The 25,645-nt window shown below is 71.2% G+C and carries 34 protein-coding genes and 4 tRNA genes; 10 read left to right on the top strand and 28 right to left on the bottom strand.

Translation table 11 applies throughout. The features are described 5' to 3' along the window. Nucleotides 1-99: 99 nt before the first annotated feature. From rplL to WFK95_RS03400, 6 genes are all read right to left on the bottom strand, one after another. Nucleotides 100-492: a 50S ribosomal protein L7/L12 gene (gene rplL, locus WFK95_RS03425; RefSeq protein WP_224651964.1), complete on the bottom strand. Its 393-nt coding sequence runs from the start codon at nt 490-492 to the stop codon at nt 100-102. Between the two features lie 100 nt (nt 493-592). Continuing rightward, nucleotides 593-1,123 (bottom strand): 50S ribosomal protein L10, encoded by a 531-nt coding sequence (gene rplJ, locus WFK95_RS03420; protein WP_224651966.1) that lies wholly within the window; start codon nt 1,121-1,123, stop codon nt 593-595. 564 nt (nt 1,124-1,687) lie between these two features. After that, nucleotides 1,688-2,164, bottom strand: coding sequence for a TIGR04338 family metallohydrolase (locus WFK95_RS03415; protein WP_224651972.1), 477 nt, complete (start codon nt 2,162-2,164; stop codon nt 1,688-1,690). Between the two features lie 5 nt (nt 2,165-2,169). Further along, nucleotides 2,170-3,078, bottom strand: coding sequence for a hypothetical protein (locus WFK95_RS03410; protein ID WP_224651968.1), 909 nt, complete (start codon nt 3,076-3,078; stop codon nt 2,170-2,172). Continuing rightward, nucleotides 3,075-3,821: a hypothetical protein gene (locus WFK95_RS03405; protein WP_336669882.1), complete on the bottom strand. Its 747-nt coding sequence runs from the start codon at nt 3,819-3,821 to the stop codon at nt 3,075-3,077. Before WFK95_RS03405 ends, WFK95_RS03410 begins: the two co-directional genes overlap by 4 nt. After that, the gene (locus WFK95_RS03400; protein WP_224652183.1) at nt 3,818-4,636 is read right to left on the bottom strand and encodes a DUF2786 domain-containing protein; all 819 of its coding nucleotides are present in this window, start codon (nt 4,634-4,636) and stop codon (nt 3,818-3,820) included. The genes WFK95_RS03405 and WFK95_RS03400 overlap by 4 nt, the downstream gene beginning before the upstream one ends. A 160-nt stretch (nt 4,637-4,796) precedes the next feature. Here WFK95_RS03400 and WFK95_RS03395 point away from each other — a divergent pair, with 160 nt between their 5' ends. Both WFK95_RS03395 and WFK95_RS03390 read left to right on the top strand, forming a co-directional pair. Next, nucleotides 4,797-5,216 (top strand): hypothetical protein, encoded by a 420-nt coding sequence (locus tag WFK95_RS03395; protein WP_224652181.1) that lies wholly within the window; start codon nt 4,797-4,799, stop codon nt 5,214-5,216. Between the two features lie 86 nt (nt 5,217-5,302). After that, nucleotides 5,303-5,671 (top strand): hypothetical protein, encoded by a 369-nt coding sequence (locus WFK95_RS03390; RefSeq protein WP_336669881.1) that lies wholly within the window; start codon nt 5,303-5,305, stop codon nt 5,669-5,671. Between the two features lie 75 nt (nt 5,672-5,746). Here WFK95_RS03390 and rplA read toward each other — a convergent pair whose 3' ends face one another. From rplA to WFK95_RS03335, 11 genes are all read right to left on the bottom strand, one after another. Continuing rightward, complete coding sequence (gene rplA / locus WFK95_RS03385; RefSeq protein ID WP_224647609.1) at nt 5,747-6,460, bottom strand: 50S ribosomal protein L1; 714 nt, start codon at nt 6,458-6,460, stop codon at nt 5,747-5,749. Nucleotides 6,461-6,555: 95 nt separating this feature from the next. Continuing rightward, nucleotides 6,556-6,987, bottom strand: a complete 432-nt coding sequence (rplK, locus tag WFK95_RS03380; RefSeq protein WP_068523954.1) for a 50S ribosomal protein L11 — start codon at nt 6,985-6,987, stop codon at nt 6,556-6,558. A 70-nt stretch (nt 6,988-7,057) separates the two neighbouring features. Continuing rightward, on the bottom strand, nt 7,058-7,915 hold the full coding sequence (nusG, locus tag WFK95_RS03375) for a transcription termination/antitermination protein NusG (protein ID WP_224647608.1): 858 nt from the start codon (nt 7,913-7,915) through the stop codon (nt 7,058-7,060). Nucleotides 7,916-7,957: 42 nt separating this feature from the next. Continuing rightward, on the bottom strand, nt 7,958-8,347 hold the full coding sequence (gene secE, locus WFK95_RS03370) for a preprotein translocase subunit SecE (protein ID WP_224647607.1): 390 nt from the start codon (nt 8,345-8,347) through the stop codon (nt 7,958-7,960). Nucleotides 8,348-8,421: 74 nt separating this feature from the next. Then, a tRNA-Trp gene (locus WFK95_RS03365) sits at nt 8,422-8,494 on the bottom strand. Between the two features lie 147 nt (nt 8,495-8,641). Beyond that, nucleotides 8,642-9,067, bottom strand: a complete 426-nt coding sequence (gene hadB, locus WFK95_RS03360) for a (3R)-hydroxyacyl-ACP dehydratase subunit HadB (protein WP_068527842.1) — start codon at nt 9,065-9,067, stop codon at nt 8,642-8,644. Beyond that, nucleotides 9,054-9,620 carry a (3R)-hydroxyacyl-ACP dehydratase subunit HadA gene (hadA, locus tag WFK95_RS03355; RefSeq protein WP_224647606.1) on the bottom strand — a complete coding sequence of 189 codons (567 nt, stop codon included), beginning with the start codon at nt 9,618-9,620 and terminating at the stop codon, nt 9,054-9,056. The genes hadB and hadA overlap by 14 nt, the downstream gene beginning before the upstream one ends. A 94-nt stretch (nt 9,621-9,714) precedes the next feature. Next, a complete protein-coding gene (gene rpmG, locus WFK95_RS03350) occupies nt 9,715-9,882 on the bottom strand; it encodes a 50S ribosomal protein L33 (RefSeq protein ID WP_013125415.1) in 168 nt (55 codons plus the stop codon). Between the two features lie 34 nt (nt 9,883-9,916). Further along, nucleotides 9,917-9,990, bottom strand: a tRNA-Met gene (locus WFK95_RS03345). 32 nt (nt 9,991-10,022) lie between these two features. Then, nucleotides 10,023-10,095: transfer RNA gene (locus WFK95_RS03340), tRNA-Thr, on the bottom strand. Between the two features lie 134 nt (nt 10,096-10,229). Further along, a tRNA-Tyr gene (locus tag WFK95_RS03335) sits at nt 10,230-10,314 on the bottom strand. A gap of 95 nt (nt 10,315-10,409) precedes the next feature. Between WFK95_RS03335 and WFK95_RS03330 the strand changes: the two genes are divergently transcribed. Continuing rightward, the gene (locus WFK95_RS03330; RefSeq protein ID WP_224647611.1) at nt 10,410-10,901 is read left to right on the top strand and encodes a YajQ family cyclic di-GMP-binding protein; all 492 of its coding nucleotides are present in this window, start codon (nt 10,410-10,412) and stop codon (nt 10,899-10,901) included. A 245-nt stretch (nt 10,902-11,146) separates the two neighbouring features. Further along, nucleotides 11,147-12,121, top strand: a complete 975-nt coding sequence (locus tag WFK95_RS03325; protein WP_336669880.1) for a type IV toxin-antitoxin system AbiEi family antitoxin domain-containing protein — start codon at nt 11,147-11,149, stop codon at nt 12,119-12,121. Nucleotides 12,122-12,271: 150 nt separating this feature from the next. Here the strand turns inward: WFK95_RS03325 and WFK95_RS03320 are convergent, their stop codons facing one another. Genes WFK95_RS03320 through WFK95_RS03290 form a run of 7 tightly spaced genes read right to left on the bottom strand, consistent with a single transcriptional unit; the run spans nt 12,272 to nt 18,588 of the window. Continuing rightward, nucleotides 12,272-13,132 carry a M48 family metalloprotease gene (locus WFK95_RS03320; RefSeq protein ID WP_224647604.1) on the bottom strand — a complete coding sequence of 287 codons (861 nt, stop codon included), beginning with the start codon at nt 13,130-13,132 and terminating at the stop codon, nt 12,272-12,274. Between the two features lie 11 nt (nt 13,133-13,143). Further along, on the bottom strand, nt 13,144-14,136 hold the full coding sequence (locus tag WFK95_RS03315) for a polyprenyl synthetase family protein (protein ID WP_336669879.1): 993 nt from the start codon (nt 14,134-14,136) through the stop codon (nt 13,144-13,146). A gap of 4 nt (nt 14,137-14,140) precedes the next feature. After that, nucleotides 14,141-14,830, bottom strand: a complete 690-nt coding sequence (locus WFK95_RS03310; RefSeq protein ID WP_336669878.1) for a demethylmenaquinone methyltransferase — start codon at nt 14,828-14,830, stop codon at nt 14,141-14,143. 10 nt (nt 14,831-14,840) lie between these two features. Further along, nucleotides 14,841-15,995, bottom strand: a complete 1,155-nt coding sequence (locus WFK95_RS03305) for a glycosyltransferase family 4 protein (RefSeq protein WP_336669877.1) — start codon at nt 15,993-15,995, stop codon at nt 14,841-14,843. A 38-nt stretch (nt 15,996-16,033) separates the two neighbouring features. Further along, complete coding sequence (locus tag WFK95_RS03300; RefSeq protein WP_336669876.1) at nt 16,034-16,486, bottom strand: DUF3592 domain-containing protein; 453 nt, start codon at nt 16,484-16,486, stop codon at nt 16,034-16,036. After that, a complete protein-coding gene (menD, locus tag WFK95_RS03295) occupies nt 16,483-18,153 on the bottom strand; it encodes a 2-succinyl-5-enolpyruvyl-6-hydroxy-3-cyclohexene-1-carboxylic-acid synthase (RefSeq protein WP_336669875.1) in 1,671 nt (556 codons plus the stop codon). Before menD ends, WFK95_RS03300 begins: the two co-directional genes overlap by 4 nt. Nucleotides 18,154-18,174: 21 nt before the next feature. Further along, on the bottom strand, nt 18,175-18,588 hold the full coding sequence (locus tag WFK95_RS03290; protein ID WP_336669874.1) for a MarR family transcriptional regulator: 414 nt from the start codon (nt 18,586-18,588) through the stop codon (nt 18,175-18,177). 74 nt (nt 18,589-18,662) lie between these two features. Between WFK95_RS03290 and WFK95_RS03285 the strand changes: the two genes are divergently transcribed. Then, on the top strand, nt 18,663-19,748 hold the full coding sequence (locus tag WFK95_RS03285; RefSeq protein ID WP_336669873.1) for an AbrB family transcriptional regulator: 1,086 nt from the start codon (nt 18,663-18,665) through the stop codon (nt 19,746-19,748). Further along, nucleotides 19,745-21,010, top strand: a complete 1,266-nt coding sequence (locus WFK95_RS03280; protein WP_336669872.1) for a saccharopine dehydrogenase family protein — start codon at nt 19,745-19,747, stop codon at nt 21,008-21,010. Before WFK95_RS03285 ends, WFK95_RS03280 begins: the two co-directional genes overlap by 4 nt. Before the next feature lie 4 nt (nt 21,011-21,014). On the opposite strand, the gene WFK95_RS03275 is transcribed toward WFK95_RS03280, so the two are convergent. Together WFK95_RS03275 and WFK95_RS03270 are read right to left on the bottom strand one after the other, a co-directional pair. Next, nucleotides 21,015-21,275, bottom strand: coding sequence for a metal-sensitive transcriptional regulator (locus WFK95_RS03275; protein ID WP_224647595.1), 261 nt, complete (start codon nt 21,273-21,275; stop codon nt 21,015-21,017). Beyond that, a complete protein-coding gene (locus WFK95_RS03270; protein WP_224647594.1) occupies nt 21,272-21,664 on the bottom strand; it encodes a DUF302 domain-containing protein in 393 nt (130 codons plus the stop codon). Before WFK95_RS03270 ends, WFK95_RS03275 begins: the two co-directional genes overlap by 4 nt. Before the next feature lie 126 nt (nt 21,665-21,790). Between WFK95_RS03270 and WFK95_RS03265 the strand changes: the two genes are divergently transcribed. Both WFK95_RS03265 and WFK95_RS03260 read left to right on the top strand, forming a co-directional pair. After that, nucleotides 21,791-22,159: a carboxymuconolactone decarboxylase family protein gene (locus WFK95_RS03265; RefSeq protein WP_336669871.1), complete on the top strand. Its 369-nt coding sequence runs from the start codon at nt 21,791-21,793 to the stop codon at nt 22,157-22,159. Between the two features lie 10 nt (nt 22,160-22,169). Further along, the gene (locus WFK95_RS03260; RefSeq protein ID WP_224647592.1) at nt 22,170-22,337 is read left to right on the top strand and encodes a hypothetical protein; all 168 of its coding nucleotides are present in this window, start codon (nt 22,170-22,172) and stop codon (nt 22,335-22,337) included. 7 nt (nt 22,338-22,344) lie between these two features. Here the strand turns inward: WFK95_RS03260 and WFK95_RS03255 are convergent, their stop codons facing one another. Continuing rightward, a complete protein-coding gene (locus tag WFK95_RS03255; protein WP_336669870.1) occupies nt 22,345-23,775 on the bottom strand; it encodes an amidase in 1,431 nt (476 codons plus the stop codon). A gap of 108 nt (nt 23,776-23,883) precedes the next feature. Here WFK95_RS03255 and WFK95_RS03250 point away from each other — a divergent pair, with 108 nt between their 5' ends. Continuing rightward, nucleotides 23,884-24,543 carry a TetR/AcrR family transcriptional regulator gene (locus tag WFK95_RS03250; RefSeq protein WP_224647590.1) on the top strand — a complete coding sequence of 220 codons (660 nt, stop codon included), beginning with the start codon at nt 23,884-23,886 and terminating at the stop codon, nt 24,541-24,543. Nucleotides 24,544-24,567: 24 nt separating this feature from the next. Here the strand turns inward: WFK95_RS03250 and WFK95_RS03245 are convergent, their stop codons facing one another. Further along, nucleotides 24,568-25,044: a hypothetical protein gene (locus WFK95_RS03245; RefSeq protein WP_224647589.1), complete on the bottom strand. Its 477-nt coding sequence runs from the start codon at nt 25,042-25,044 to the stop codon at nt 24,568-24,570. A 97-nt stretch (nt 25,045-25,141) separates the two neighbouring features. Between WFK95_RS03245 and WFK95_RS03240 the strand changes: the two genes are divergently transcribed. Then, a complete protein-coding gene (locus tag WFK95_RS03240; RefSeq protein WP_336669869.1) occupies nt 25,142-25,606 on the top strand; it encodes a hypothetical protein in 465 nt (154 codons plus the stop codon). The last annotated feature ends 39 nt before the right edge of the window (nt 25,607-25,645 follow it).

Below are 25,645 nucleotides of genomic sequence, written 5' to 3'. Positions count from 1 at the left end.
ACCTGTTCTATTCGGACGGGGCGGCACCGTCGGAAAACGAGAACCGCCCCGTCGCACTGGGCGACGGGGCGGTTACAGCACTGACGTGCGGTTCGGTTATTACTTGACCGAAACCGACGCGCCGGCCTCCTCGAGCTTGGCCTTGGCAGCCTCGGCGGCGTCCTTGTCGACCTTCTCCAGGATCGCCTTGGGGGCGCCCTCGACGAGGTCCTTGGCCTCCTTCAGGCCGAGGCCCGAAACCAGCTCGCGGACGACCTTGATGACCTGGATCTTCTTGTCGCCGGCGCCATCGAGGATGACGTCGAACTCGTCCTGCTCGGCAGCGGCGTCGGCGCCGCCGGCGGCGGGGGCCGCACCGGCAGCCGCGACGGCGACCGGAGCAGCGGCGGTGACCTCGAAGGTCTCCTCGAAAGCCTTCACGAACTCGGAGAGCTCGAGCAGGGTGAGCTCCTTGAACTGGTCGAGCAGCTCGTCGGTGGTGAGCTTCGCCATGGTGGCGTCCTTCCGTTAAGTCTTGCTCGCTGATCCGCGAGGCAAGGGTGGTGGTTCTCGGGTGCGGAGCACCCGAAGGGGGTTCGCTGGATCAGCGGTATTACGCGGCAGCCTCTTCGGCGGCCTTCTTCTCCTGCAGCGCGGCGGCCAGGCGGGCCACCTGCGAAGCGGGAGCGTTGAACAGGCCTGCGGCCTTCGCCAAGTTGCCCTTCATGGCACCGGCGAGCTTGGCCAGGAGCACCTCGCGCGACTCGAGATCGGCGATGCGCTCGACCTCGGCCACGGACAGCGCCTTGCCGTCCATGTAGCCGCCCTTGATGACCAGGGCCTTGTTGTCCTTGGCGAACTTCTTGATCGCCTTGGCGGCCTCGACCGGCTCACCCTCGATGAAGGCGATAGCGGTCGGACCCACGAACAGCTCGTCCAGTCCCTCGACGCCGGCGTCCTTGGCGGCGAGCTTGACCAGGGTGTTCTTGGCGACGGAGTAGGTAGCACCTTCTCCGAGCGAACGACGCAGCTCGGTGATGGAACCGACCGACAGCCCGCGGTACTCGGTGACCACGGTGGCCGTGGACTTGGAGAACTGCTCAGCGATCTCAGCGACTGCTGCGACCTTCTCGGCGTTTGCCATACTTCGCCTCCTCTCTACGTGTCATCCGTCTTTGGAGGCCTTGCCCTGAAACGACGAGAACCCCGGCGCAGGGCGCACGGGGTTCATGATGAATCCTCGTCCTCCTGCGTGGGTCGCCGGCTCGGGGCCGGACCTTCGATCAGGCTTGCGCCTGACGACCGACGGTCTTCGGTGGAACGGTCCGGTTGTCACCGGATTCCAAGGGACCAGAGTACCGACGGTGCGCGGGTTCGCCAAATCGTGGTTCGACGGTGCGCTGCGCCCGGGCCGGGTCGGTCGTCCCCCGCGCGGCGCCGAATCCCCTGCAGCCGGGACTCGGCCGCGGCGTATCGCACCCCGCCGTGTCGAATCCCCCGCTCAACGTTCCATCCCTCACCAGACACCCAATCCCCACCCCAGGATTCGGTCCCCCACCGGGCGCCGTGCGTGTGGCGGGGGCTCGGTCGTCCCCCGCGCCGCGTTCGCGCCCCCACCAGACGCCAACTCTCCCCCACTGGACGCCGTGCGTTTCGTGAGGGGGCGGTCGTCCCCCGCGCGGCGCCGAATCCCCCATGAGGCGCCGCCTCAGCCGACGGCGACGCCGGATTCGGTGTAGACGATGCGCAGCGCCAGGCCGGCCTCCGGGCCCAAGACCTGGGCGGCGAGGTCGACCAAGGCGGCGGTGAACGACGGGCCGTGGGCGGCGCCGTCGGCGCCCGAGGACGCGACGACGTGGTGCGCGAGCTCATGCAGGACGACCAGCTCGCGGAGGGCCCAGGCACCGTCGCGCCCGGCGGGGACGGCGACGACCGGGCCGGCGGGACCGCTCTCGTAGTGCGCGCCGGCGGCGCCCGCGCGGGCCCGCACCCGGACCGCGCCGGGGCCGAGGACGCGGTCGGCGTAGGCCTGCACCGAGTCGACGGAGGCGAAGCGGGCCTCGGGCGGCAGCGTCAGCGGCACTCCCAGCACGTCGACGGTGCGCCCCGCCCCCGCGTGCTCGAACAGGCCGCGGACCAGCTCCTCCGCGCGATAGACCGCGGCCCGCTGCGCGTCCCTAGCCAGCGGGGCTACACATCCTTGGCGACCTTGAGCTGCTCGATGATCGCCTTGCCCGTCGCGGCCATGTCGTCGCGGCCGATCGGGATGACGAGCATGGCGTAGGTCTGCGGCGCGGAGGCGATCACGATGACCGTGACGTCGTCGCCCGCGACGGTGAGCTTGTCGCCCGTGACCAGGATCTTGCCGGTGACCTTCGCGGCGGGCACGCCGTCGACGGTGATCGACTCCGCCGCCGACTGCTCGACCCGCTTGGAGGTCACGCTGTTGTAGCCGGCGCCGTCCGCGATGCACTGGATCATCCGCGAGGCGGCGTCCTTCGGATCCAGCTTCGAGTTGAAGTTGGTCTGGCCGACCTCCGCACCGGCCTGCCAGGGCTGGCCGTCGCCCATCGACTTCTGCAGGCCCGCGGCGGCGATGCTCTGCGCGTACACGGTGTAGCTCTCCTGCTCCCAGCCCGGCGCGGCGGCGACGGGGAAGGACAACGGGCCCGAGGCGACGCGGTCGGTGATCGGCGAGGCCAGCCCGGTGCCGGGCACGCCGCAGTCGCCGCCCGTGCTGGGTGTGACGGAGGTGGGGCCCGCGCTCGGCGCGGCGGTCCGGTCGCCCTCGTCGGAGCCCGAGTTCACGACCAACAGGACCGCGGCGATCGCCACCGCGATCACCAGCACCACCGCGATGCCGATCGCGGCGTACAGGCCGGTGCGGTTCGGCTTCTGCGGCGGCTGCCCCTGCCCGGGGTACTGCTGGCCGGGGTACTGGTAGCCCTGCTGCGGGTATCCCTGCTGCTGGTAGGGCTGCTGCTGCCCGTACGGATTCGTCTGCTGCCCGTATCCGTACTGGTAGCCGCCCTGCGCGTACGGGTCGGGCTGCGCGTACGGATCGGGCTGCTGTCCGTTCGGATCCTGCGGGTTGCTCATACGTCCCTCGCCACCTTGAGCTGCTCGAAGACCTGCTGGGCCACCGCCGCGAGGGCGGTGTCCCCGATCGGGGTGTCCGACTCGAAGTATGCCTGGGGCGCCGAGTCGATGACCACAACAGTAACCACGTCGCCCGGGATCGCGAGGCCCTCGCGACTGACGAGGATGCGGCCGACGACCCGCGCGGCGGGCACCCCGTCGACGGTGATCGCCTCCGGCCCGGTCAGGCCCTCGAGCCGCGGCCGGTAGGAGTCGTACCGGCTACTCGCGACGATGCACGGAATGATCCGGCGCGCGGCCTCCGCGACCGGCACCTTGGGTGCGAAGGTGGTGAGCCCCACCTCGACGTGCGCATCCCACTTGTGCCCGGTCACCGTGGTGCGCAGCCCCGCGGCCTGTGCGCCGGGCGCGAAGAGTTGGTAGACCTGCCGAGTCCACCCCGGCGCCGCCGCCACCGGGAACGACACCGGGCCCGAGACCACGCGGTCGGTGATCGGCGTGGTCGAGCTGGAACCCGGGAGCCCGCAGGCGCTCGCCTTCCCCGAGGCAGCCGGCGTGGAGCCCGCCGTCGTCGACGAGCCGCCGGCGCCCCGCACCATCAGCACCGCCGCGAGCGCGACGAGCAGCACGACGGCGACCACCACGCCCCCGATCGCCCACCACAGCCCCGCGTTCCCGCGCGACGGTGGCGGCGACGCCGGCGGTGGTGGCGGGGCGGGCGGCAGCGGCGGGTACGGATTCACGACCGGCCCTGCTCCAGCGCGCCGCGGCCCCCGCTCAACTCGGAGTGGGCGCCCAGGCGCGCGGACCGGCCCGCCCGATCACCCGCGCGGCGGGCACCGTCGGAGTAGCCGGCCGACGCGGAGGACCCGCGCCACCGGCCCCGCGCCGTGGACTCGCCCTGGTAGAACGAGGCGAGTTCGACCTCCTTGTCGCGCAACGCGACCGCGGTGCCCGGCTCGCCCCGCTCCGTGGCCTGCGCGGTGGCCTCGGCCCGGGCCTCGGCGAGGCGCGCCCCGATCCGGGCGGCGAAGGCCGACTGGAAGTTGATCCGGGCGGTGACCCCCGAGACCGGCTTGGTCTCCACCCAGCGGCGACGGGTGCGCCGGTCCTCGTAGAGCTGCTGCACGGTCTCCGACTTGTGGGCGCCCGAGCGGAGGTAGGCGTCCGACGCGCGGACCATCTGGATCACCAGCGAGGCGTACAGCGCCTCGCACGCGTCGACGTCCTCCGCGAAGCCGTAGGCGAAGACGAAGGTGGAGTTGGAGGCCACGTCGCACCGCACGTCGTTCGACTGGGCGATCGCGACGAAGAGCTCGACGAAGGTCCGCAGGCCGCGCCGGCCCGCCTCCCCGATCCGGACGGTGCGCTGCTCGGGGACCGCGCGAGCCCGCTCCGCCCCGCGCTGGTGCGCGCGGGCGACGGCGAGGTCGATCGACGCGGCCGTGGCGAGCCGCTGCGCGGCCTCGGTGAACGTGGCGGCCTCGTGCTCGTTGTCGGTGCCCTCCGCCTGCCGCAGCAGCGCCCCGATGCGGGCGAGCAGCCTGTCGTCGTCCATGCGCGCGACGATACCGGCGCGCACCGACACGTTCCCGCGCCCGCCGCCACGAGCCGCCCGTCCGTGTTCCCGCGGGAGCCAAGCGAGCGACAAGGGACCACCATGCCCCGATGAATACCGTCGACGTCAGTCGCCCGGATCCCCGTCGAAGGAGACGTCAGTGTCGGTTCACCCTCCCGCACCTGGTCGGTACCAGCGGTACCCGCACTACCCGCAGCACGGTCGGGCGTTCGCGCAGCCCGGAGGGTTCCCGCAGCAGTCCTACGGCCGGCCGTACGCCCCGATCCCGCCCCGGCCGCGCCCCGCCGGCGATCCGGGCACGATCGCCGCGGTCGTCGGCCTGGTGATGTTCTTCGTCGTCGCGCTGCCGATCTTCGTGATCGGCACGGCGATGGAACTGAATCCGGTGATCACGCTGTCGTCGACGACGGCGACACTGATCCTCTCAGTCCGCGCGTTCTGCACCTCGAAGCGGTACGGCCACACCAACGTGATCGCCGTCATCACGATGACCCTGTGCATGCTGCTCCTGCTGTCCGGGCTCGCGTCCGCCCTCATCAGGCTCCTGCTCATCCTCTGAGCCCGGTCCGCCGCACGCCGTCCTTCCATGCGCTCGACTACGCTCGACGCACACCGATATCCGCAGCGACAAGGGGAGCGTTCACGATGTCGACGCCCAACGATCCGTACGGTCACGACCCGTACGGGCAGCCACCGTCGTACCCCGCCCAGCCCTACCCTGCCTACCAGCCCTACCCCGGCTACCCGCCGCCGCAGGGCCTGCAGGATCCGGACCAGGCGATGGGTATCGTCGGTCTGGTCCTGACGGTGTTCGGCTGCTATCCCGTGGGCCTGCTGGTCAGCTGGATCGCCCACCGGCAGTCGCGGGACCGGGGCTACAAGAACACCATCGCCACGGTCGGCATGATCATCGGCGGCGCCCTCACCGCACTGACGCTGCTCGCGCTCCTGGCCTACGGCGCCGTCTTCCTGCTCTTCTTCCTGGTCGCGAGCTCCGGCAACGCGCTGCTCTGACCCGGATACGACGAAGCCCCCGGCCGCTCGAGGAGCGATCGGGGGCTTACGTCAGACCCGATGAGGTCTAGAGGCTCAGGCCTCGTCCTCGGTGAGGTTGCTCACACGACTCGGATCCACCTGGATGCCCGGTCCGGTGGTCGTCGAGACGGTGACCTTCTTCAGGTACCGGCCCTTGGCCGCCGACGGCTTCGCGCGCAGGATCTCGTCCAGCGCGGCGCCGTAGTTCTCCACCAGCTGCTTGGCGTCGAAGGACGCCTTGCCGATCACGAAGTGCAGGTTCGACGCCTTGTCGACGCGGAACGTGATCTTGCCGCCCTTGATGTCGCCCACGGCCTTGGTCACGTCGGGGGTGACGGTGCCGGTCTTCGGGTTCGGCATGAGGCCACGGGGGCCGAGCACGCGAGCGATGCGACCGACCTTGGCCATCTGGTCCGGGGTGGCGATCGCGGCGTCGAACTCGAGCCAGCCGCCCTGGATCTTCTCGATCAGGTCCTCGGCGCCGACCTCGTCGGCACCCGCGGCCTTGGCCTCCTCGGCCTTGTCGCCGACGGCGAAGACGATCACGCGGGCCGTCTTACCGGTGCCGTTCGGCAGGTTGACGGTGCCGCGCACCATCTGGTCGGCCTTGCGGGGGTCGACACCGAGGCGCATCGCGACCTCGACGGTGGCGTCCTGCTTGGTGGAGGAGGTCTCCTTGGCCAGCGACACAGCCTCGAGCGGGCTGTACAGCTTGTCCTTGTCGACCTTCTCGGCAGCGGCCTTGTAGGCCTTGCTGTTCTTGCTCATGAAAACTCTTTCGTTTCTTGCCCGGCTAGTGGGCAGTGAGTGGTTCTGCGGGCCGAGCGGGCCCTCCCACGGGACGCACGAGGCGTCCCGGCGACTTACTCGACGGTGATGCCCATCGAGCGAGCAGTACCGGCGATGATCTTCGCGGCCTGATCGATGTCGTTCGCGTTCAGATCTTCCTTCTTGGTCTCGGCGATCTCGCGCACCTGATCCCAGGTCACCTTGGCGACCTTGGTCTTGTGCGGCTCGCCCGAGCCCTTCTGCACGCCGGCTGCCTTGAGCAGCAGCTTGGCGGCCGGAGGAGTCTTCAGCTTGAAGTCGAAAGAACGGTCCTCGTAGACCGTGATCTCGACCGGGATGACGTTGCCACGCTGCGACTCGGTCGCGGCGTTGTACGCCTTGCAGAACTCCATGATGTTGACGCCGTGCTGGCCAAGTGCGGGACCCACGGGCGGAGCAGGGTTGGCCTGCCCGGCCTGGATCTGCAGCTTGATGAGCCCGGCGACCTTCTTCTTCTTCGGGGGCATCCTCAGTTTCCTTTTTCTTCACCCCACGCCCTTGCAGCGGGCGCGGGAAGTCTTCACGCGGCGAACCGCGTCAGCTGATCTTCTCGACCTGGTTGAAGGCGAGCTCGACGGGCGTCTCACGCCCGAAGATCGACACGAGCACCTTGAGCTTGCGCTGCTCGGCGTTGATCTCGCTGATGGACGCGGGCAGGGTCGCGAACGGGCCGTCCATGACGGTGACCGACTCGCCGACCTCGAAGTCGACCTCGACCGCGGGGCCCTGCGAGGCCGCGCCACCGGAACCGGCGGCACCGTCGGACGCGGCACCGGCCTTGTCCTTGGCGGGCTTGGTGCGCGCGCTCTCGGGCAGCAGGAACTTCACGACCTCGTTCATCGTGAGCGGCGACGGCTTGCTGGTCAGGCCGACGAAGCCCGTGACACCGGGGGTGTTGCGGACCGCGCCCCAGGACTCGTCGTTGAGGTCCATGCGCACCAGGATGTAGCCCGGCAGCACCTTGCGGTTGACCCGCTTCTGCTGACCGTTCTTGATCTCGGTGACCTCTTCGGTGGGGACCTCCACCTGGAAGATGTAGTCGCCGACGTCGAGGTTCTGGACACGGGTCTCGAGGTTCGCCTTGACCTTGTTCTCGTAGCCCGCGTAGGTGTGGATCACGTACCAGTCACCGGGGGCCGTGCGCAGCTGCGCCTTGAGCTCCTCGACCGGGTCGATCTCCTCGGGCTCCTCCTCGGCGACGATCTCTGCGCCATCGCCGGGCTCGTCCGCACCGAGGACGCTCTCCTCGACCTCGATCAGGGCCTCGTCGTCGGCCTGCTCGGCCTGCTCGGCGGCGTCCTCGGCCTGCTCGACCTCGGTCGCCGCGGCAGCGTCGTCGACCAGGACGTCCTCAACGGCGTCCAGTTCTGCCTCGTTGTGCTCCGGGGTGCTCACAGCGCCGAAGTTCCTTCCGTCTCGTCTACTCGTGTGGTCCGGCTACTTGCCGAACGCCCACAACATCAGCTTCGCGAAGCCGAGGTCGAGGAGGCTGATCATCGCGGTGAGGACCACCACGAAGACCAGCACGATGATCGTGTAGTTGATCATCTGGGACCGGGTCGGCCAGATGACCTTCCGCAGCTCCGCGACGACCTGGCGGATGAACAGCCAGATGGCGGCGAACGGATTGCGCGACTTCTTCTCGGCCGCGGACTTCTTCGCGACGCCGGACTCGACCGCCGAACTGGGCTCCGGCGCCTCGGCCAGCGCCGTGCGGCCGCCACGGCCGCTCGAGCGCTTACCGGAAGGGCGGGCCTGCTGGGCGTCTTCGGCGGCGCTGTCGCCGGCGGCTTCGCCGGTGGTCGCGTCGTCCTTCTCGTCGCTCACGCACTTCCCTCCGCTGGATTTTCAGCGGGCGTCGGCCCGCCGATGTCGACAGCCGGGCCGGGGCCCGCGCTATGCAGGGGCGACAGGACTCGAACCTGCGACCTGCGGTTTTGGAGACCGCTGCTCTACCAACTGAGCTACACCCCTTTGCGGAGCCTTCCGGCCCCGCACCCGCACCGTTCGAAGGGCGCGCTTTCGCACGCCCGCCGTTTTGTGCGGACAGTTCAGTGTACGGCACATCGGTGCCGCACCTCAAAACGCACCGGTCATGCGGCCCGAGCGGGCCGCGGACCGTCAGGCGAACTGGACGGTGGCGACCGGCTTGCCGAAGATCTTGCGCTCGCCCTGCTTGACCGTCAGGAAGACGACGCCCGTCTTGGTCTCCTCGTCGAGCGACTTGATCTTGCCCGAGTAGAGCAGCTCCGCCTTCTGGTCGGCCGGGACGTACACCGGCGCGGTGAAGCGGACGCTGTACTCCTTGAGCGCGCCCGGGTCGCCCAGCCACTCGGTGATGTAGTTCGAGCCCAGGCTCATGGTGAGCATGCCCTGCGCGACGACGTCCTCCATGCCGGCCAGCTTCACGATGTGATCGGACCAGTGGATGGGGTTCGGGTCGCCGGTGACGCCGGCGTAGTTGACGAGATCGCCGCGGGTCAGCTCGAAGGTCCGCTCGGGGAGCTCCTCGCCCACCGTCACGTCCGCGAAGTTACGAAGTGCCATACATCATCACCTTTTCCATTGCGCCGACGAACGCGGCGTCCTCGTCCTCGCCCGACCGGCCGGCCAGCGTGGTCCACGAGGTGACCAGGTGATTGCCGTCCTGGTCGGAGATCTCGTTGCGGGTCACGATCAGGTCCACACCCGCGGCCTGCTTGAAGGCGTCGAAGTGGACGTGCGTGGTCAGCGTCATGCCGGCGAGGATCGGCGCGTGGAACTGCACCTTCTGCTCGGACTGCACGACGGGGCGACGGCCGTAACCGACGATCGCGTTCTCGAACAGCGGACGGTGGGCGATGATGCCGATCAGGGAGAACATGATCGGCGGTGCCACGAGGTCCGTGTAGCCGGCGGCCTTGGCGGCCTCCACGTCGTGATGAACGGGGTTCAGCAGCTGGCTCGCGTTGGCGAACTCCCGGACCTTCTCGCGGCTGACGTAGTACTTCTCGTCGTACTCGTAGTTGTAACCGACCGCGGCGCGCGTGCGCTCCGCGACTTCTTCGGGGCTGAGCTGCTCGGTGACCGGTCCACCCGGCACATCGATGTCCTTGCTCACGTGACGAACCTACCTATCGTGAATGGGCTGAAGGGCAGTATGCCAAAAGGGAGGGCATCCGCTGTGGATGCCCTCCCCCTTGTCGACGTCTACGTCAGCGCGACTCTCGGTGCGCCTGGTGCGATCCGCAGTTCGGGCAGAACTTCTTCAGCTCGAGGCGATCGGGATCGTTGCGACGGTTCTTCTTGGTGATGTAGTTGCGGTGCTTGCACACCTCGCACGCCAAGGTGATCTTGGGGCGGACATCTGTCGATGAAGCCACGACGGTCCCTCTTTCGCAAATCTCTTGTCAGTTGTAGCGGTGGGGAGGCTCGATCTCCCGACCTCACGATTATGAGTCGTGCGCTCTAACCAGCTGAGCTACACCGCCCTGAGCTATCAGCACATTGCACTGGTCTAGCGAGCCCCCTAACGGAATCGAACCGTTGACCTTTTCCTTACCATGGAAACGCTCTACCGACTGAGCTAAGGGGGCGAGTCCTCGAGGCACCGTCTCCGGCGCTCCAAGAGCCTCAACGAGATTACACACTGCGGCCGAGATCATCCAAATCCGCAGGTCAACTCGTTATCACTGCGGCCTCCGACGTCCAGGACGCCGAAGGCCGCAGCTGGTGGCACGTGTAGGATTCGAACCTACGTAGGCTAAGCCGACGGATTTACAGTCCGCTCCCATTGGCCGCTCGGGCAACGTGCCTTGCACCGCCTGTGAAGGCAGCGGAGAGAAGACTACAACGCCCCCGTGGGGGGCACGCAAACCCGCAGGTCAACATCATAGGAGTGCAACAGAAGATGGCCGATTCGTCGTTCGACGTCGTGAGCAAGATCGATCGCCAGGAGGTCGCCAACGCCCTCAACCAGGCCTCGAAGGAGCTGAGCCAGCGGTACGACTTCCGCGGCACGAACACCACCGTCGAGTTCTCCGGCGAGGACAAGGTGGTGCTGACCTCCGACGCCGAGGAGCGGGTCAAGGCCGGCCTCGAGGTCTTCCAGGAGAAGCTCATCAAGCGCGGACTGTCGCTCAAGGCCTTCGACGCCGGCGACCCCGTCGCCTCCGGCAAGACGTACAAGATCACCGGCACCCTCGTCGAGGGCATCACCAGCGAGAACGCCAAGAAGATCAGCAAGCTCATCCGCGACGAGGGCCCCAAGTCGGTCAAGGCGCAGATCCAGGGCGAGGAGCTGCGCGTCTCCAGCAAGTCGCGCGACGACCTGCAGTCCGTCCAGTCGCTGCTCAAGAACGCCGACCTCGACATCGCGCTCCAGTTCGTCAACTACCGCTAGGTCCCCAGGTCCGACGGCGCACCGTCGCGCCGGGTGGTGCGACGGTGCGCTCGCGGCCGGGCCTCCTCCGCGCCCGGCCGCCCATGATCCTCATCACGCCGACGGCCCCCACGCCGCGTCAACGCCGCATGGGGGACGTTTGATCCCCCGCTAAACGCCGTCCCTCCGATGGGGGACGTGATCTCCCCCACGCCTCGTCGACGCCGCGTGAGGGACGAAATGTTGGGGATACTCACCAGTAGCCTGTGGAGGAAGCGGCTCGCAGCGCGGCTGGGCGGCGAACGCGGCGGTTCAATGCCTCCATGGGGGAACTACTCACACGCGCGTATCTACTCGCCACCGGCCGCAGCAGCCCGGACATCAGCCGTGCAGTCGCGGAGGGGGAACTGATCCGGCTGGCCAGCGGCGTCTACACGACGCCGGGCGACCGTCCAGCGCACGCGGTGTATCGCCTGAAAGTCCTCGCGACGGCGATGACCTGCAGGAACGCGGTCAGCTTCGAGAGCGCGGCCGCGTTGCACGACATTCCCTTCCTCCGTCCGAGCCGTACCGACGTGCACTTCACCGTCGATCGAGTCCACGGCGGAGGGAGGCGGCCGGGTGTCCACGTGCACCCGCGTCCACTCACCGACGCCGAGATCACCCACGTCGACGGTGTCCTGGTGACGACTCGGGCCCGCACCGCGATCGATGTCGCGATGACCGGCGACCTGATCCGCGCCGTCGCCGCGATCGACAGCGTCCGCCTGATCCGCCGTTTTCCGTCGGTGAACGATCCGGCGCCCGTCGGGGTCGAGGAATTGTCCGCGACCCTCGACCGCCTCGGCCGGCGCCGCGGATCCGCAACGGCGCGACGCGCCCTGGAACTCTCCGTGGACTGCGCCGAATCGGCAGGCGAGTCCTGGTCACGGATGCTGATGATGGCGTGGGGCATGCCGATGCCCCGGTTGCAGACCTCCTACCGCTTCGGCGGGCGGGAACACTTCGTCGACTTCGAGTGGGGGTCGCTCGTCGGCGAGTTCGACGGATCGGGCAAATACGGCGACCGCGATGCCGAACGGGCCGCCTCCCTGGAGGCGGAGAAGGAACGCCAGGCGCTGTTCAGCACTCACGGCATGGAAGTGGTCCGATGGGGCTGGTCGAACCTCACGAACGACGCGCTCCTACGCCGCAAACTGAGCAGCGCGTTCGCCCGGCACGGCATCGAGTGGGCGGCATGACCGGGACATCGTCCCCCACGCGTCGTCGACCACGCGTGGGGGACGGCATCTCCCCCACCCCGCGACCGACTTCTCATGGGGGACCGGCCGTCCCCCGCGCGGCGTCGACGTCCCCCGCGTGACGTTGACCTGCGAAGCGGGACCGTCGGGCTACGACGTGAGGGCCTGCAGACGCTCGACGCGGCGGTCGACGGGCGGTTGCGTGCGGAAGATGCGGCCCATGCGGTCGCTGTCGAGGAACGGGCAGACCAGCATGGTGTTGGCGTGCACGGCGATCTCGGGCTCGGGCGGCAGGGGTGCGCGGGCGGCACCGTCGGACACCTTCTCCAGGGCGCCGGCCAACGTGGACGGCGACCCGGTCAGCAGCGCGCCCGTGTGGTCGGCGCGGTAGTCGACGGTCCGCGAGACGCCCAGGCGGATCAGCGCGCCGGCGATGGGCGCGAGCACCGACAGCATGGCGTCGACGACCCGGCTGCGCCGCGCGCCGCCGTCGCCGAAGCCGAGGAGGTAGCCGAAGCCGGCGAAACCGCAGATCACGGCGCCGAGCGCCCCGGCGACGGAGGCGGTCAGCGTGTCCCGGGAGCCGATCCGGGCGAGCTGGTGCGCCAGGACGGCCCGCAGCTCGTCCTCCGAGAGCAGCTCCAACAGCCCGATGGTCACGCACACCGCGGAGTGCGTCGGGCCGTGGCCGGTCGCGAAGGCGGTGGGCGCCGCGGTGGGCGAGACGTAGATCGCGGGCATGGGCAGCCGCGCGGAGGTCGAGAGTTCCCGGACCAGCCGGAACAGCGCGGGTTGCTGCAGTTCGGAGACGCTGCGCGCATGCATGGCGCGCAGCGGCAGCGACGGCCCGCTGACGTACAGGTAGGCGCACACGCCGGCGGCGAGCACGATCGAGAGCACGAAGGCCGTCTGCCCGAAGACCGCGCCGGTGGCCATGAGGAAGCCCGCGACCAGCGCCAGGAGCAGCGCGGTGCGGATCTGATTGCCGGTCCTACTCCCCAGGCCCTGCACTTCGGGGGTCCTCAGCCCAGGCGGGCGACCGTGAAGGTGACCAGGGACTCGAGGGACGAGCGGGGCTCGGACTCGGGCAGCTCGGCCAGCTCGGCACGGGCCTCGTCGGCGTAGCGGGCCAGCGTGGCCTGCGCCTCCTTCATGCCCGCGGAGCGGCCGAGGAGCTCGATGGCCTCGTCGACCAGCGCGTCGTCGGTGACCGGGCCCACGAGGATCTCGCGCAGCCGATCGGCCTCGGGGCCCTCGTCACGCAGCGCGTAGAGCACCGGCAGGGTGAAAACGCCCTCGCGCAGGTCGGTGCCGGGCGTCTTGCCGGAGTCCTGGGCGATCGAGCTGATGTCGATGATGTCGTCGCTGATCTGGAACGCCATGCCGATGGCGGCGCCGATGCGGTACATCCGCTGCGCCGTCTCCTCGTCGGCGCCGCCGTGCAGCGCGCCGAGCAGGCCGCAGGTGGCGATGAGGCTGCCGGTCTTGCCCCAGATGGTGTCGAGGTAGTGCTGCACCGGGTCGCCGTCGCCGGCGCCCTTGAGCTCGAGCATCTGGCCCGTGACCAGCTCACCGAAGCACTTCGCGATGACGCCGACGGCGCGGGGGCCGAGATCGGCGCCGTACGCGGAGGCGCGGGCGAAGAGGAAGTCGCCGGCGAGGATCGCGATCGAGTTCCCCCACCGCGCGTTGGCCGACGGTGCGCCGCGGCGCGTGTCCGCCTCGTCCATCACGTCGTCGTGGTACAGCGTCGCGAGGTGGGTCAGCTCCATCGCCGCGGCGGCGGTGATGACCTGGTCGGACGGGGCTCCGCCGATCCGGCCGGAGAGCACCGTGAACATGGGCCGGAAGCGCTTGCCGCCGGCCTGGAAGAGGTGCAGGGCCTCCTCGATCACGCACCCGTCGGCCTCGGCGATGCCGTCGGCGATGACCTGCTCGACGCGGGCGAGGTCCGCGCGGATCCCCGCCGCGAACTCGTCGGATCCCAGCGAGACCCCGGCTACCGTCTTCTCCACGTGTTCAGCCTAGCGGGCGGGTCGCGGTGTGCAGCGCGACGATGCCGCCGGTCAGGTTCGTCCAGGCCACGTCGCCCCAGCCCGCCTCGCGGAGGAGGTCCGCGAGCTCGGCCTGCGCCGGCCAGTTCCGGATCGACTCGGCGAGGTAGGTGTAGGCCTCCGGGTTCGACGATCCCTTCGCCACCACCTGGATGGCCTCCAGCGCGACCTTCTCGTACAGCGCGCGGAAGGCGCCGTTGGTGGGCGTGGAGAACTCGCACACCACGAGGCGGCCGCCGGGGCGCACGACGCGCGCCATCTCCCGCAGGCCCGCGACGGTGTCCTGCACGTTGCGCAGGCCGAAGGAAATGGTGGCGGCGTCGAAGGAGTCGTCGGCGAGCGGCAGCGCCATGGCGTCGCCCGCGACCATCGGCACCCGGCGGAAGGAGCCGGCCTGGAGCATCCCCGTCGAGAAGTCGCAGGCCGCGACCCACGCGCCGGAGCGGGCCAGGTCGACGGTCGAGACGCCGGTGCCGGCGGCGAGGTCGAGCACGCGGTCCCCGGGCTTGAGGTCGAGCGCGCGCCGGGTGCGGGCGCGCCAGTACCGGTCCAGCCCGCCCGTCATGAGCGTGTTGGTCCGGTCGTACCGGCGCGCGACACCGTCGAACATCGACGCGACGTCGCCCGGTTTCTTGTCCAGAGAGGCCCTTGCCATGCCCCGAAAGCTACACGACGGCGCGGACCGAGCGGCCCGCCGCAGGTCCGGCGATCACGCTCTCGTAGTGCCCGAACAGCTGGTCGCAGAGGGCCGGCCAGGTACGGGCCAGAACGGACTTCCGGGCGGCCTCCCCGAACCGGGCGCGGAGCGCGGGATCGGCCAGGGTGTCGATGACGCCGGGCAGCAGCTCGGCGAACTCCGCGGTCGGCAGCAGGTAGCCGTTGCGGCAGTGCGCGACGAGGTCGCGCGGCCCGCCCTGGTCGGGCGCGATCGACGGGACGCCCGACGCGAGCGCCTCCTGCACGGCCTGGCAGAAGGTCTCGTGCTCGCCGGCGTGCACGAAGACGTCGAGCGAGGCGTACGCGGCGCCGAGGTCCTCTCCGCCGAGCTGCCCGGTGAAGACCGCGTGCGGTAGGAGCTTCTCCAGTCGGGCGCGCTCCGGGCCGTCGCCGACGATGACGAGCTGCACGTCGTCGCGGTGCGCGAGCCCGGCGAGCCGCTCGACGTGCTTCTCCGCGGCGAGCCGCCCGACGAAGCCGACCACCAGCCGGTCGGGGCGGTCCCCCAGCCAATCGGCGCGCAGCGCGGCGGAGCGGTGCGACGGGGCGAAGCGCTCCGCGTCGACGCCGCGCGCCCAGGTCTTGACCCGCGGGATGCGGTGCGCCTCGAGGTCGGCGACGGACGCCGACGACGGGGCGAGGGTCAGGTCGCACTGCTTGTGCATCTGCCGGGTCCACCACCAGGCGGCGCGCTCCAGCGGGCCGAGCCCGTAGGAACCGGCGAACCCGGCGACGTCGGTCTGGAAGATCGCGACCACGGGGATGCCGAGCCGCTTCGCCGCGGCGAGGCCGCCCGCGCCCAGGAAGTAGGGCGAGGCGAGGTGCACCACGTCGGGGCGGAAGTCGCGCAGCACGTCGACGATGAGCATGTTCGGCTGCCCGATCGGCAGCGACGAGATCTTCGGCAGCATCCGCGCGGGCACCCGGTACACGGGGAACCCGAGGTGCTGCGTCGGCGCCGGCTCCTCGCCAGCGACCGCATCGGGCGCGATGACGATCGCCTCGGCACCCGTGCGGCGGCAGTGCTCGAGGACGCGGAGCACCGAGTTGGTGACTCCGTTGACGTTCGGCAGGAAGGACTCGGCCACGATCGCGATACGCACGTCAGCAGTGTCGCCCGGGGCGGTGACCGTGAGGTTCCCTACCGGTCGACGGTGCGCGGAACGTCAGGTGAACTCTCACCCCGGTGATAGCCGGCGGCGATGAGCAGCATGATCGCCCCCACCACCAGCCACGTCCCCGAGGCGACGGACGCGGCGGGCAGCACCGCGACGGCCGCGGACCGTCCGGCCACGCGGACCAGCTCCGGATCGGAGCGGCTGTACTCGACCTGGATGCGGTCGCCGACGTTGAGCTCGCTGGGGTAGAGAACGCCGAGCGGAGGATTGTGGTTGACGCCGTCGGTCGTGTAGAAGCTGATCGTCGAGCGACGGGGCCCGGCGGAGAGCACCTCGGCGGTCGCGGTGCCGCGGTCGGCGTCGATGGTGCGGTCGTCGCGCCAGGCGGCCGCGACCAGCACCACGCAGAGCCCGGTGATGAGGATCGCCGCGCTCAGCAGGACGATCTGCACGCGCCGCAGCGCGGTGCGGCTCACGCGCCCTCCCCCGCGGCCGGGCCGCTCGACGCCGCTGCGCTGATCCGCGCCCGCATCCCGGCGTGCAGCGCGCGCAGGCCGGTGCGCTCGGTGCGCACCTCGACCACGCGCAGGCCGTCGGCGCGGGTCGCGGCGGCGAGGTCGTCCAGTTCGGCGCGCACGTACTCGACGCCGTAGGCGGCGCAGAGGGAGCCGATGTCGGTGCCGTGCGGGGTGCCGAAGACGCGGGCGGCGGCACCGTCGTACTCCGCCCCGGAGTACCGCTCCTCCCCCTGCTCGAGGAGGTTGAAGATGCCGCCCCCGTTGTCGTTGGCGACGACGATGGTGAGGTTGGCCGGCCGCGGCTCCTCGGGGCCGATGAGCAGGCCGGAGGCGTCGTGCACGAAGGTCAGGTCGCCCATCAGCGCGACGGTGCGCCGGTCCGGGTGGGCGAGCGCGGCGCCGACGGCGGTGCTGACGGTGCCGTCGATGCCCGCGACGCCGCGGTTGGACAGCACGCGGACGCCGGACGGGACGTCGCCGGCGAGGGCGACGTCGCGAACCGGGTTGGACGCCCCGACCACCAGCTGGTCGCCGGTGCGCAGGGCCGCGCAGACGGCGCGGGCCACGTGCAGGCCGGTGACGGGCTCGGCGTCGAGTCCCTCGGCGACGGCCTCCCGCGCGGCGGCGTCGGCGTCGGCGCAGCGCTGCAGCCAGGCAGCGTCGGGCTCGCCGACCGGCAGGACCCGGGTGCCCGTCGCGGCGACGTTGCCGGAGACGTCGGGCCAGCGCGGCCCCGTCGTCACGGCGTAGACGGTGACCTCGGGATCGGCGAGCAGGGCGCTCACCTCGCGGTGCAGGGTCGGGCGGCCGCAGATGATGGCCTGCCGCGGCTTGAGCGCGGGCAGGGCCCACGGGTGCAGCGCGTTCTCGGGGTGCGGGGCCGTCGGCTCGGCGACGGTGGGCAGTCCGGCGAGCGCGGGGTTCTCGCCCGCCCCGTGCCCGGAGATGACGACGGTGTCGGGGGTCAGGTCGATCGGCAGCGGCACGTCGAGGGTGGCGACGGGCGCGACGGTCCACGGGCCCCCGTCGGGCCGGCCGTGCGCGAATTCGGGCGACGGGTCGTCGGGCACGAGCGGCTCGCGCAGCGGGATGTCGAACTGGACGGGGCCGGCGTTGCCGGTGCGGGCGCCGCGGGCAGCCGACAGCGCGCGGCAGACGGCACTGCGCCACTGCGAGTTGCGGTCGAGGCCGGGCTCGGCGAGGCCGAGGGACAGCGACGCGCGGACCTGGGTGCCGAAGATGCCGAACTGCTCGACGGTCTGGTTGGCGCCGGAGCCGAGCAGCTCGTAGGGCCGGTTCGCACTGACGACCAGCAGCGGGACGCGGGCGTAGTTGGCCTCGTAGACGGCGGGCGCGAGGTTCGCGACGGCGGTGCCGGAGGTCATGATGATCGCGACGGGGCGGCGGGCGGCCGCGGCGAGGCCGACGGCGAGGAAGCCGGCGGTGCGTTCGTCGATGCGCACGTGCAGCCGCAGCTCACCGCGCGCGTCCGCCGCGTGGACGGCGAAGGCGAGCGGAGCGTTGCGCGAGCCGGGGCACAGCACCACGTCGGTGACGCCGCCGCGGACCAGCTCGTCCACGATCACGCGCGCCTGGAGCGTGGACGGATTCGGCGGCTTCTGCATGCGGACCACCTTACGACCGCATCACCCGTCGGCCAGCTTCGCCAGGACCGGACCGGCCAGGAGCAGGAGGTCCCGTTCGAGGTCGGTGAGCCGTTCCGCCATCGCCGACGCGAGCCAGGCGTTGCGGATCGCCCGGTCCTCCTCGATCACGGCGCGGCCCGCGTCGGTCAGCTCGACGTACTGCCGCCGACGGTCCGCCTCGTCCCGGCGCCGGCGCACCAGCCCGGCATCGGCGAGGGCGTTGAACGCGGGGGTGAGGGTCTGCGCGCGGACGTGGTGCGCCTCGCCGAGCTCGGCCGGCGTGGCCGGTCCGCCGCGGTCGAGGCTGCCGAGGATCAGGTACTGGGTCTCGGTGAGCGGGCCGGGCCGGCGATGGGCACGGATCTCGCGACTGAGGGAGTGCACGCCGTAGCGGAGCTCGCTGACATCGGACATAGCAAGAGTTTACTTCATACTTTTGCGCATTTCGCGAGTTGCACGACGTCTTCTACAAGCAGATACTTGTCGTCATGCGAAGCGAGCTGACGAGATGGACGGGCCTGACCGTCGCCTCCTGCGCCCTCTCCGCCGCGCTGATCGCGGCCGGCGTGCCGAGCGCGCCCCTGTTCGCCGCGCTCGTGTGCGCGGTGGTCGCGGCACTCGCGGGCCGCGCGCCGGGCCCGATTCCGCGGCCGGTGCAGCTCGGCGCGCAGGGCGTCCTCGGCGCGTACATCGGCACGCTCATGCAGGCCCACACGGTCGCGGCGCTGGGGTCGCGGTGGCCGGCGGCGTTGCTTGTCGGCTTCGCGACGCTGCTGCTGTCCGTCGGCGCGGGCGCGCTGCTGGGCCGGCACCGCGACACGGACTCGATCACCGGCTCGCTCGCGCTGGTGGCGGGCGGCGCGTCGGGGCTGGTCGCGATCGCTCGCGAGCTCGGCGGCGACGAGAAGGTGGTCGCGGTCGTCCAGTACCTGCGCGTCGGGCTGGTGACGGTCTCGCTGCCGCTGGTCGCGGCGTTGTATCCGCATACGCCGGGATCCTCGTCGGTCGCCTCGGGCCCGGAGCGCGCCTGGTGGTTCGACCTCGGCTTCACCGCAGTGTGCGTCGGCGGCGGCCTCGCCGTCGGGCTGGCCACGAGGCTGCCCGCGGGCGGCCTCCTCGGCCCTCTCGTGGCCTCCGCCGCACTGTCGCTGTCGGGCGTCGCCGCGGGCGCGACGGTGCCGTGGGGCCTGGTCGCCGCGGGCTACCTCGTGATCGGCTGGCAGGCGGGCGTGGGCTTCACCCGCGAGTCGCTGCGGTCGATGGCGCGGCTGCTGCCCTGGGCCGTGCTGCTCATCGTCGGCGTCGGGATCGGCTGCGCGGGGCTGGGCTTCGCGTTGTCCGCGATGACCGGCGTCTCCGCACTCGACGGCTACCTCGCGACCACGCCGGGCGGCATCTACGCGGTGCTCGCCGTGGCCGCCTCGTCGAACGTCGACATCACCTTCGTCGTCGCCGCGCAGCTCATCCGCGTCCTGCTGATGCTCTTCCTCGCGCCCGCCGCGGCCCGCGCCTTCCAGAGGTGGCGCGCGAGGCGCGAGCACGACCGCGCGAACACTGCTAACATCGCGGCATGACTGCGGGTACCAGGGAATTCGACCTCATCGTCTTCGGCGCGACCGGCTTCGTCGGCGTGCTGACGGCACGTCACCTCGCCAAGCACGCGCCCAACGGCGTACGGATCGCGCTGGCCGGCCGCACGCAGGCCAAGCTGGAGAAGGTCCGCGCCGAGCTGGGCGAGCGGGCGAAGGACTGGGGCGTCGTCGTCGCCGACGTCGACAAGCCGTCCACCCTCGACGCGATGGTCGCCCGCACGACGGTCCTGTGCAGCACCGTCGGCCCCTACGCCCTGTACGGCGAGACGGTCGTCGGCGCGTGCGTCAACGCCGGCACGCACTACACCGACCTCACCGGCGAGGTGCTCTTCGCGCGCCGCTCGATCGACAAGTTCCAGGAGCAGGCCGCCGCGAACGGCACGAAGATCGTGCACTCCTGCGGTTTCGACTCCATCCCGTCGGACCTCGGCACGTTCCTCGTCTACGAGAAGGCCCGGGCCGACGGTGCCGGCACCCTCGGCTCCACGACGCTGGTGATCCGCTCGATCCGCGGCGGCGCGAGCGGCGGCACCATCGCCTCCGCGATCGGCCTCGCCGACGAGGTGAGCGCCGACCGGGACGCCCGCCGCGTCGCCGGCCGCCCGCACTCGCTGAGCGTCGACCACACCCGCGAGACCCCGAAGCAGCCCGGCGACCTGTCCGTCGTCGACGCCAAGACCGTTGACCCGTCGCTGTCCGGGTCGCTCGCGCCGTTCTTCATGGCCAGCTACAACACTCGCGTCGTGCGCCGCTCCAACGGCCTGCTCGACTTCGCCTACGGCCCCGACTTCACGTACCGGGAGACGATGGCCGTGCCCGGCCCGGCGCTGGTCTCCAAGGTCGGATCGCACCTCGTGCAGGGCGCGCTCGCCGTGGGCATGGCGGCGCTCGCGATCAAGCCGCTGCGCCCCGTGCTCGACAAGATCCTCCCCTCGCCCGGCGAGGGCCCGAGCGAGTCCTCGCAGGCCAAGGGCTCGTTCATTGCCGACGTCTACACCCGCACGACGAGCGGCCGCCGCTACCGGTCGACCATCGGCGCGAAGCTCGACCCCGGCTACAGCGGCACCGCCGTCATGCTGGGCGAGTCCAGCCTGGCGCTGGCGCTCGACGGCGACACCGCCCGCGGCGGCGCGACGCTCCCCGACCGCGCCGGCGTCCTCACCCCCGCCGTCGCGCTCGGCGACGTGCTCGCGGATCGCCTGCGCGCGCAGGACTTCACCGTCACCGTCGAGGAGCTGACCTAGCCTTTCAGGCCAGCGCGAGGAACAGCTTCTCCAGCTTCTTCTGGTCGACGTTCTCCGGCCCCTCGGTGGCGATGCAGTGCTGCAGGCCGGTGGCGACGAGGGCGTAGCCACTGCGGCCGAGCGCCTTGTTCACGGCGGCGAGCTGGGTGAGCACGTCCTCGCACTCCTCCCCCTCCTCGAGCATGCGGATCACAGTCGCGAGGTGGCCGTGGGCCCGCTTGAGGCGGGTGACGATGGGCTTCGTGCCCTCCTCCGGGAGCTTCATGCGCGGAGCCCGTCGAGCATGCCCGCCAGTCGCTCCCGCGCGTCCGCGGCGACGCCGGACAGCGCTGCAGTGCCGGTGAATTCGGGCATCACGTTCGGGTCCATCACCTCGACGAGCGCGCCCGCGCCGTCCGCCGACACCACGACGTTGCACGGCAGCAACGCGGCCACGCGCGGGTCGATGTCGAGCGCCTCGTGCGCCAGCTGCGGCCGGCAGGCGCCGAGGATCACCTTCGGCGGCACGTCGACGTCGAGCTTCGCCTTGAGCGTTGCCCGCAGGTCGATCTCCGTCAGCACGCCGAAACCGGCCGCCGCGAGGCCCTCGCGCACGCGCGCCACCGCCTCGTCGTAGGGCGCGTCGATCGCTGCGCTCATCGTGAATTCCGCCATGGGTCCGTTCCTTCCGTCGCCGACGCGACCGTCGAAGTCGCCGTCCCACCCATCGTGGCACATCCCCCCGGGGGGATACTAGGTTCGTGACGAACATCCCCCCAGGGGGTTACCGGAAGGACGACGATGAGCACCCACGACCACCCCACCGACGGCGCCGCGACGCTGCGCGCGCTCCAACCCCAGCACCGCGACCTGCGCCGCGCGATCCCGGACGTCTACGCCGGTTTCGGCGCCCTGAGCAGCGCCGCCTTCGCCGACGGCGCGCTCGACAGGAAGACCAAGGAGCTCATCGCCTTCGCCATCGGCGTGGTCGAGGGCTGCGACGGCTGCATCGCCTCGCACGGTCAGGCCGCGGCGCGCGCGGGCGCCACCGAGCAGGAGGCGGCGGAGGCCATCGGCGTCACCTTCCTCATGCACGGCGGCCCCGCGACGATCCACGGCGCGCGGGCCTTCGAGACCTTCCGCGGCTTCGTCGCCGGCGCGAACGCGTAAGGTCCGGCCCATGTGCAGTGCGATCACCTGCCGCGTGTGCGGCAAGACCACCTGGACCGGCTGCGGCTCCCACGTCGACGCCGTCCGCGCCACCGTCCGCCCCGAGGACTGGTGCGACGGTCACGCGGCCCCGTCGGGCGCCGAGCAGCCCGCCAAGCGCGGCTGGTTCCGCCGCTAGCCGATCACTACCCGTCGATGCGCGCGAAGGGGCGCAGCTCCTCCACCTCGTAGGCGAGCTCGAGCAGCGTCGCCTCCATCCCCGCCGGACCCGCGAACTGGGCGCCCAGCGGAAGCCCGGCATCGTCGAACCCGCACGGCACGGAGACGGCCGGGCCGCCCGAGACGTTGTTCAGCGGCGTGATGCCCACCATCGCGATGGTGCGGGACATGAACTCATCGAAGGGCAGCGCCGGGTCGAGGTGGCCGATCCGCGGGGTGGTGCTCGTCATCGTCGGCGAGAGCATCGCGTCCACGCCGCGCTCGACGAACATTCGCTCGTAGTTCCCGGTCACGGCGCGCAGCCGCGCGATCGCCCCCGGGATCGACGGTGCGCCGAACAGCCCCGACCGCAGCAGGCTGCGGGTCACGGGATCGGTTGCGCCGAACCGACCCGGCGTGACCGCCCCGGTGACCGCGACCTCGAGCCCGGCGAGGAGCCCCCAGTAGTGCAGGAAGTCGTCGACGAAGCCGCCGTCGATCCGTAGGTCGGTCATGCTCAGTTCGATGATCTCGTGCCCCTGATCCGTCAGCTCGTCGGCCAGGGTCCGGACCGGCGCGAGGCACTCGGCGGCGATGCCGAATTCGGTGACCGACTCGGTGACCAGCCCGATCCGCCGCCGCCGGCCGGGCCCGCGCACGTGCCCGACGGGCGGCAGCGCGGGGTTCCGACGGTGCCGCTCGGCCGCGGCGAAGTACCGCGCGGTGTCGCGGACGGTGCGCGTGAGCACGCCCTCGCACACCACGTTCACCGGCAGCACCGCGAGTGCGGGCAGCTCGGCGAGCCGGCCGCGCGTGCCCTTGAGCCCGACGAGGCCGTTCAGCGCCGCGGGGATCCGGATCGACCCGCCGCCGTCGTTCCCGTGCGCGATCGGCAGCGCGCCCGAGGCCACGAGCGCCGCGGAGCCCGACGACGAGCCGCCCACGGTGTAGTCGGTGTTCCAGGGGTTGCGGGCGGGCGCGCGGTCGGCGAACTCGGCGCTCGCGGTCATGCCGAACTCCGGCATCACGGTCGAGGCCAGCACGTTCACGCCGGTCGCGGCGAACTGCTCGCCCACCGGCCCGGACCGCTTCGCGGGCGTCGCGGGCAGGGCCGCCGAGCCCATCGTGGTGGGCAGGCCCGCGAAGGCGGTGTTCTCCTTGATGGCCGACGGGACGCCGTGGAACGCCGCGTCCGCCGGGGCCTGCGGCCCCGTGCCGCCCTCCGGCAGCCACCAGCGCACCGCCCGCGTCGCCGGGTCGACGGTGCGAATCCGCTCCGTCGCGGCCGTCGCGGCCTCGGCGACGCCGAGCGTGCCGGCGGCGATCGCCTCGGCCACGCCGGTGGCGTCGAGGGTGCCGAGGGCGTCGTCGGTGAAGGCGTTCGCCCGCGTGCCGGCCTGAGTGATCTCCGTGGTCATGGCTGCTCCTCCGGCGCGCACGCCGAGTTTGTACAAACTTACAGAAATGGACGATAGCCCGAGTCTGGAACTTTGTACAGACTTCGCTCGCGGCCTAGACTGCGGGGCGTGGAGGAGCGCAAACACCGGCGGAGCACGCTCGAACGCAGGCGCGCGCTCCTCGAGGCGACGGTCGAGACGGTCGGCGAATCCGGGTACGCCTCGGTGACCCACCGCGCCGTGACCGCCCGCGCGGGCCTGCCCACCACGACGATCGGCTACTTCTTCGCGTCGATCGACGACCTCACCCACGAGGCGATGCGCACGTTCGTGGCGGAGGAGTTCGAGCGGCTCGACGTCCTGGCGGCGTTCCTCGCGAACACCTCCGCGAGCCCCGACGAGGTGATCGCGGCGTTCGCCGCGTCGTCCGAGGCGCGCGGCAACGAGTCCCTCGCGCTCGTCGAGGCGTACCTGCGCGCGGCGCGCGACCCGGCCTCGCGCGTGCTGGTCGAGGAGTACCTGCGCGCCGCCGACGCGGTGGCGCAGGGCGCGGCCGCGCTCGCCGGCGCCGAGATCGATCCGGAGACCGCGCGAGGTGTGGTCGCGCTCATCAACGGCTTCACGGTGCTCGACTCCGCGCTGCCCGAGGCCGCCGACATCGCCGTCAAAATGCGCGCGCTGCGCACGATGCTGATCGGCGCGCTGTTCGAGAAGGGCCACGAGGACGCCGCCCGCGCGCTGCGCGACCGCGCCGACTCGCCGGCCCCGGGCCGGCCGGACTCGGGCTAGAAGGCTCGGGCTAGAAGGCTCGGGCTAGCTGGGCTCGGGCGCGAGCGTGCCCGAGCTGTCGCCCGCGGCGATGCGGGCGGCCATCCGCTCCTGCGCCTCGCGGATCCCGCTGGCGTAGGCGGGGTCAATCGCGGAGTCCAGAGCGAAGTCGAACTCCCGACTGGTCTGCAGCCGATCCGCCGCGTCGGTGAAGCGGCCCTGGCGGCGGTACCCCTCGGCCAGATTGAGATGCAGCGACGGCATGAACCCGGCGACGCTCAGCGACGGGTGGATGGCCTGCAGCTCCGCGTCCGAGACGTGCGCCGACTCCGCGAGCGCGACCTCGTCCCACTCCACCTCGGCATCCAGTTCCTCCTGCACGTCCGCGATGTAGTGCGCGGCGATGCACCGCGCCGGATGATCACCCGGCGCGATCCGCGCCCACGTGGCCTCGAGCTTCTGCTTCCGCTCGGCGGGCTCCCCCGTCATCGCGGCGCCGAGCTCCGTCATCAGGTTCTCCATGACCCGCACCCTAGCGCCCAGCACCGACAGGAAACCCGCAGCGGACTCCCGCCGCGAAATCCCCCGGCAGCGGCATGCGTAGGACTACAAAGAAACGATGAGACGCACACTGGTGGCCGTCCTGTCCGCGCTGCTGCTCGCGCTGGTGGGTGCGCCGCCGGCGCAGGCCGCCGACGTCGAGGCCGCGATCGCGCGCGGGATGACGCTCGTGGGCACCGACACCTTCGGCGAGTACGGCTGCGAGGACTTCGTCGACTTCGCCTACGGCAAGACCACCGCCACCGGCATCCCGCGCGACCACGCCCGCTCCTTCTACGAGGGACTGAAGGCCAAGGGCCTCGGCCACTCCTCACTGCCCGCGCCGCGCGGCGCGCTCGTCTTCTCGCAGAGCGACTACGGCTACCACGTGGACATCTCGCTCGGGAACGGCACGTATCTCAGCGGCGGCGTCCAGGGGCTGTCCAACGGCTGGGGCGACGGCTCGCAGATCCAGATCATCCCGGAGCCCGACATCGCACCCAACTCCAGGCTGCTGGGCTGGGCCTACGCCCCCTGGAAGTAGCCCGCAGGGCCGGCGCCTCACGATGCCGACTTCTGCGGC

It is taken from the genome of Tsukamurella sp. USMM236, from assembly GCF_037148755.1.
Lineage (GTDB): Bacteria > Actinomycetota > Actinomycetes > Mycobacteriales > Mycobacteriaceae > Tsukamurella.
Note: the sequence above shows the minus strand (reverse complement) of the source record. Positions and strands in the feature narration are given on the sequence as shown.

Bases quoted from the DNA above. Each gene is read 5' to 3' on its own strand.
- WFK95_RS03400 (WP_224652183.1), bottom strand. From the start codon at position 4,636: ATGGACGACGACAGGCTGCTCGCCCGCATCGGGGCGCTGCTGCGGCAG.
- WFK95_RS03390 (WP_336669881.1), top strand. From the start codon at position 5,303: ATGTCGACGCCCAACGATCCGTACGGTCACGACCCGTACGGGCAGCCA.
- WFK95_RS03260 (WP_224647592.1), top strand. From the start codon at position 22,170: ATGTGCAGTGCGATCACCTGCCGCGTGTGCGGCAAGACCACCTGGACC.
- WFK95_RS03330 (WP_224647611.1), top strand. From the start codon at position 10,410: ATGGCCGATTCGTCGTTCGACGTCGTGAGCAAGATCGATCGCCAGGAG.
- WFK95_RS03310 (WP_336669878.1), bottom strand. From the start codon at position 14,830: ATGGCAAGGGCCTCTCTGGACAAGAAACCGGGCGACGTCGCGTCGATG.
- WFK95_RS03285 (WP_336669873.1), top strand. From the start codon at position 18,663: ATGCGAAGCGAGCTGACGAGATGGACGGGCCTGACCGTCGCCTCCTGC.
- rplJ (WP_224651966.1), bottom strand. From the start codon at position 1,123: ATGGCAAACGCCGAGAAGGTCGCAGCAGTCGCTGAGATCGCTGAGCAG.
- WFK95_RS03290 (WP_336669874.1), bottom strand. From the start codon at position 18,588: ATGTCCGATGTCAGCGAGCTCCGCTACGGCGTGCACTCCCTCAGTCGC.
- rplL (WP_224651964.1), bottom strand. From the start codon at position 492: ATGGCGAAGCTCACCACCGACGAGCTGCTCGACCAGTTCAAGGAGCTC.
- WFK95_RS03280 (WP_336669872.1), top strand. From the start codon at position 19,745: ATGACTGCGGGTACCAGGGAATTCGACCTCATCGTCTTCGGCGCGACC.
- WFK95_RS03240 (WP_336669869.1), top strand. From the start codon at position 25,142: ATGAGACGCACACTGGTGGCCGTCCTGTCCGCGCTGCTGCTCGCGCTG.
- WFK95_RS03255 (WP_336669870.1), bottom strand. From the start codon at position 23,775: ATGACCACGGAGATCACTCAGGCCGGCACGCGGGCGAACGCCTTCACC.
- WFK95_RS03265 (WP_336669871.1), top strand. From the start codon at position 21,791: ATGAGCACCCACGACCACCCCACCGACGGCGCCGCGACGCTGCGCGCG.
- hadB (WP_068527842.1), bottom strand. From the start codon at position 9,067: ATGGCACTTCGTAACTTCGCGGACGTGACGGTGGGCGAGGAGCTCCCC.
- menD (WP_336669875.1), bottom strand. From the start codon at position 18,153: ATGCAGAAGCCGCCGAATCCGTCCACGCTCCAGGCGCGCGTGATCGTG.
- rplA (WP_224647609.1), bottom strand. From the start codon at position 6,460: ATGAGCAAGAACAGCAAGGCCTACAAGGCCGCTGCCGAGAAGGTCGAC.
- WFK95_RS03410 (WP_224651968.1), bottom strand. From the start codon at position 3,078: ATGAGCAACCCGCAGGATCCGAACGGACAGCAGCCCGATCCGTACGCG.
- WFK95_RS03245 (WP_224647589.1), bottom strand. From the start codon at position 25,044: ATGGAGAACCTGATGACGGAGCTCGGCGCCGCGATGACGGGGGAGCCC.
- WFK95_RS03275 (WP_224647595.1), bottom strand. From the start codon at position 21,275: ATGAAGCTCCCGGAGGAGGGCACGAAGCCCATCGTCACCCGCCTCAAG.
- rplK (WP_068523954.1), bottom strand. From the start codon at position 6,987: ATGCCCCCGAAGAAGAAGAAGGTCGCCGGGCTCATCAAGCTGCAGATC.
- WFK95_RS03270 (WP_224647594.1), bottom strand. From the start codon at position 21,664: ATGGCGGAATTCACGATGAGCGCAGCGATCGACGCGCCCTACGACGAG.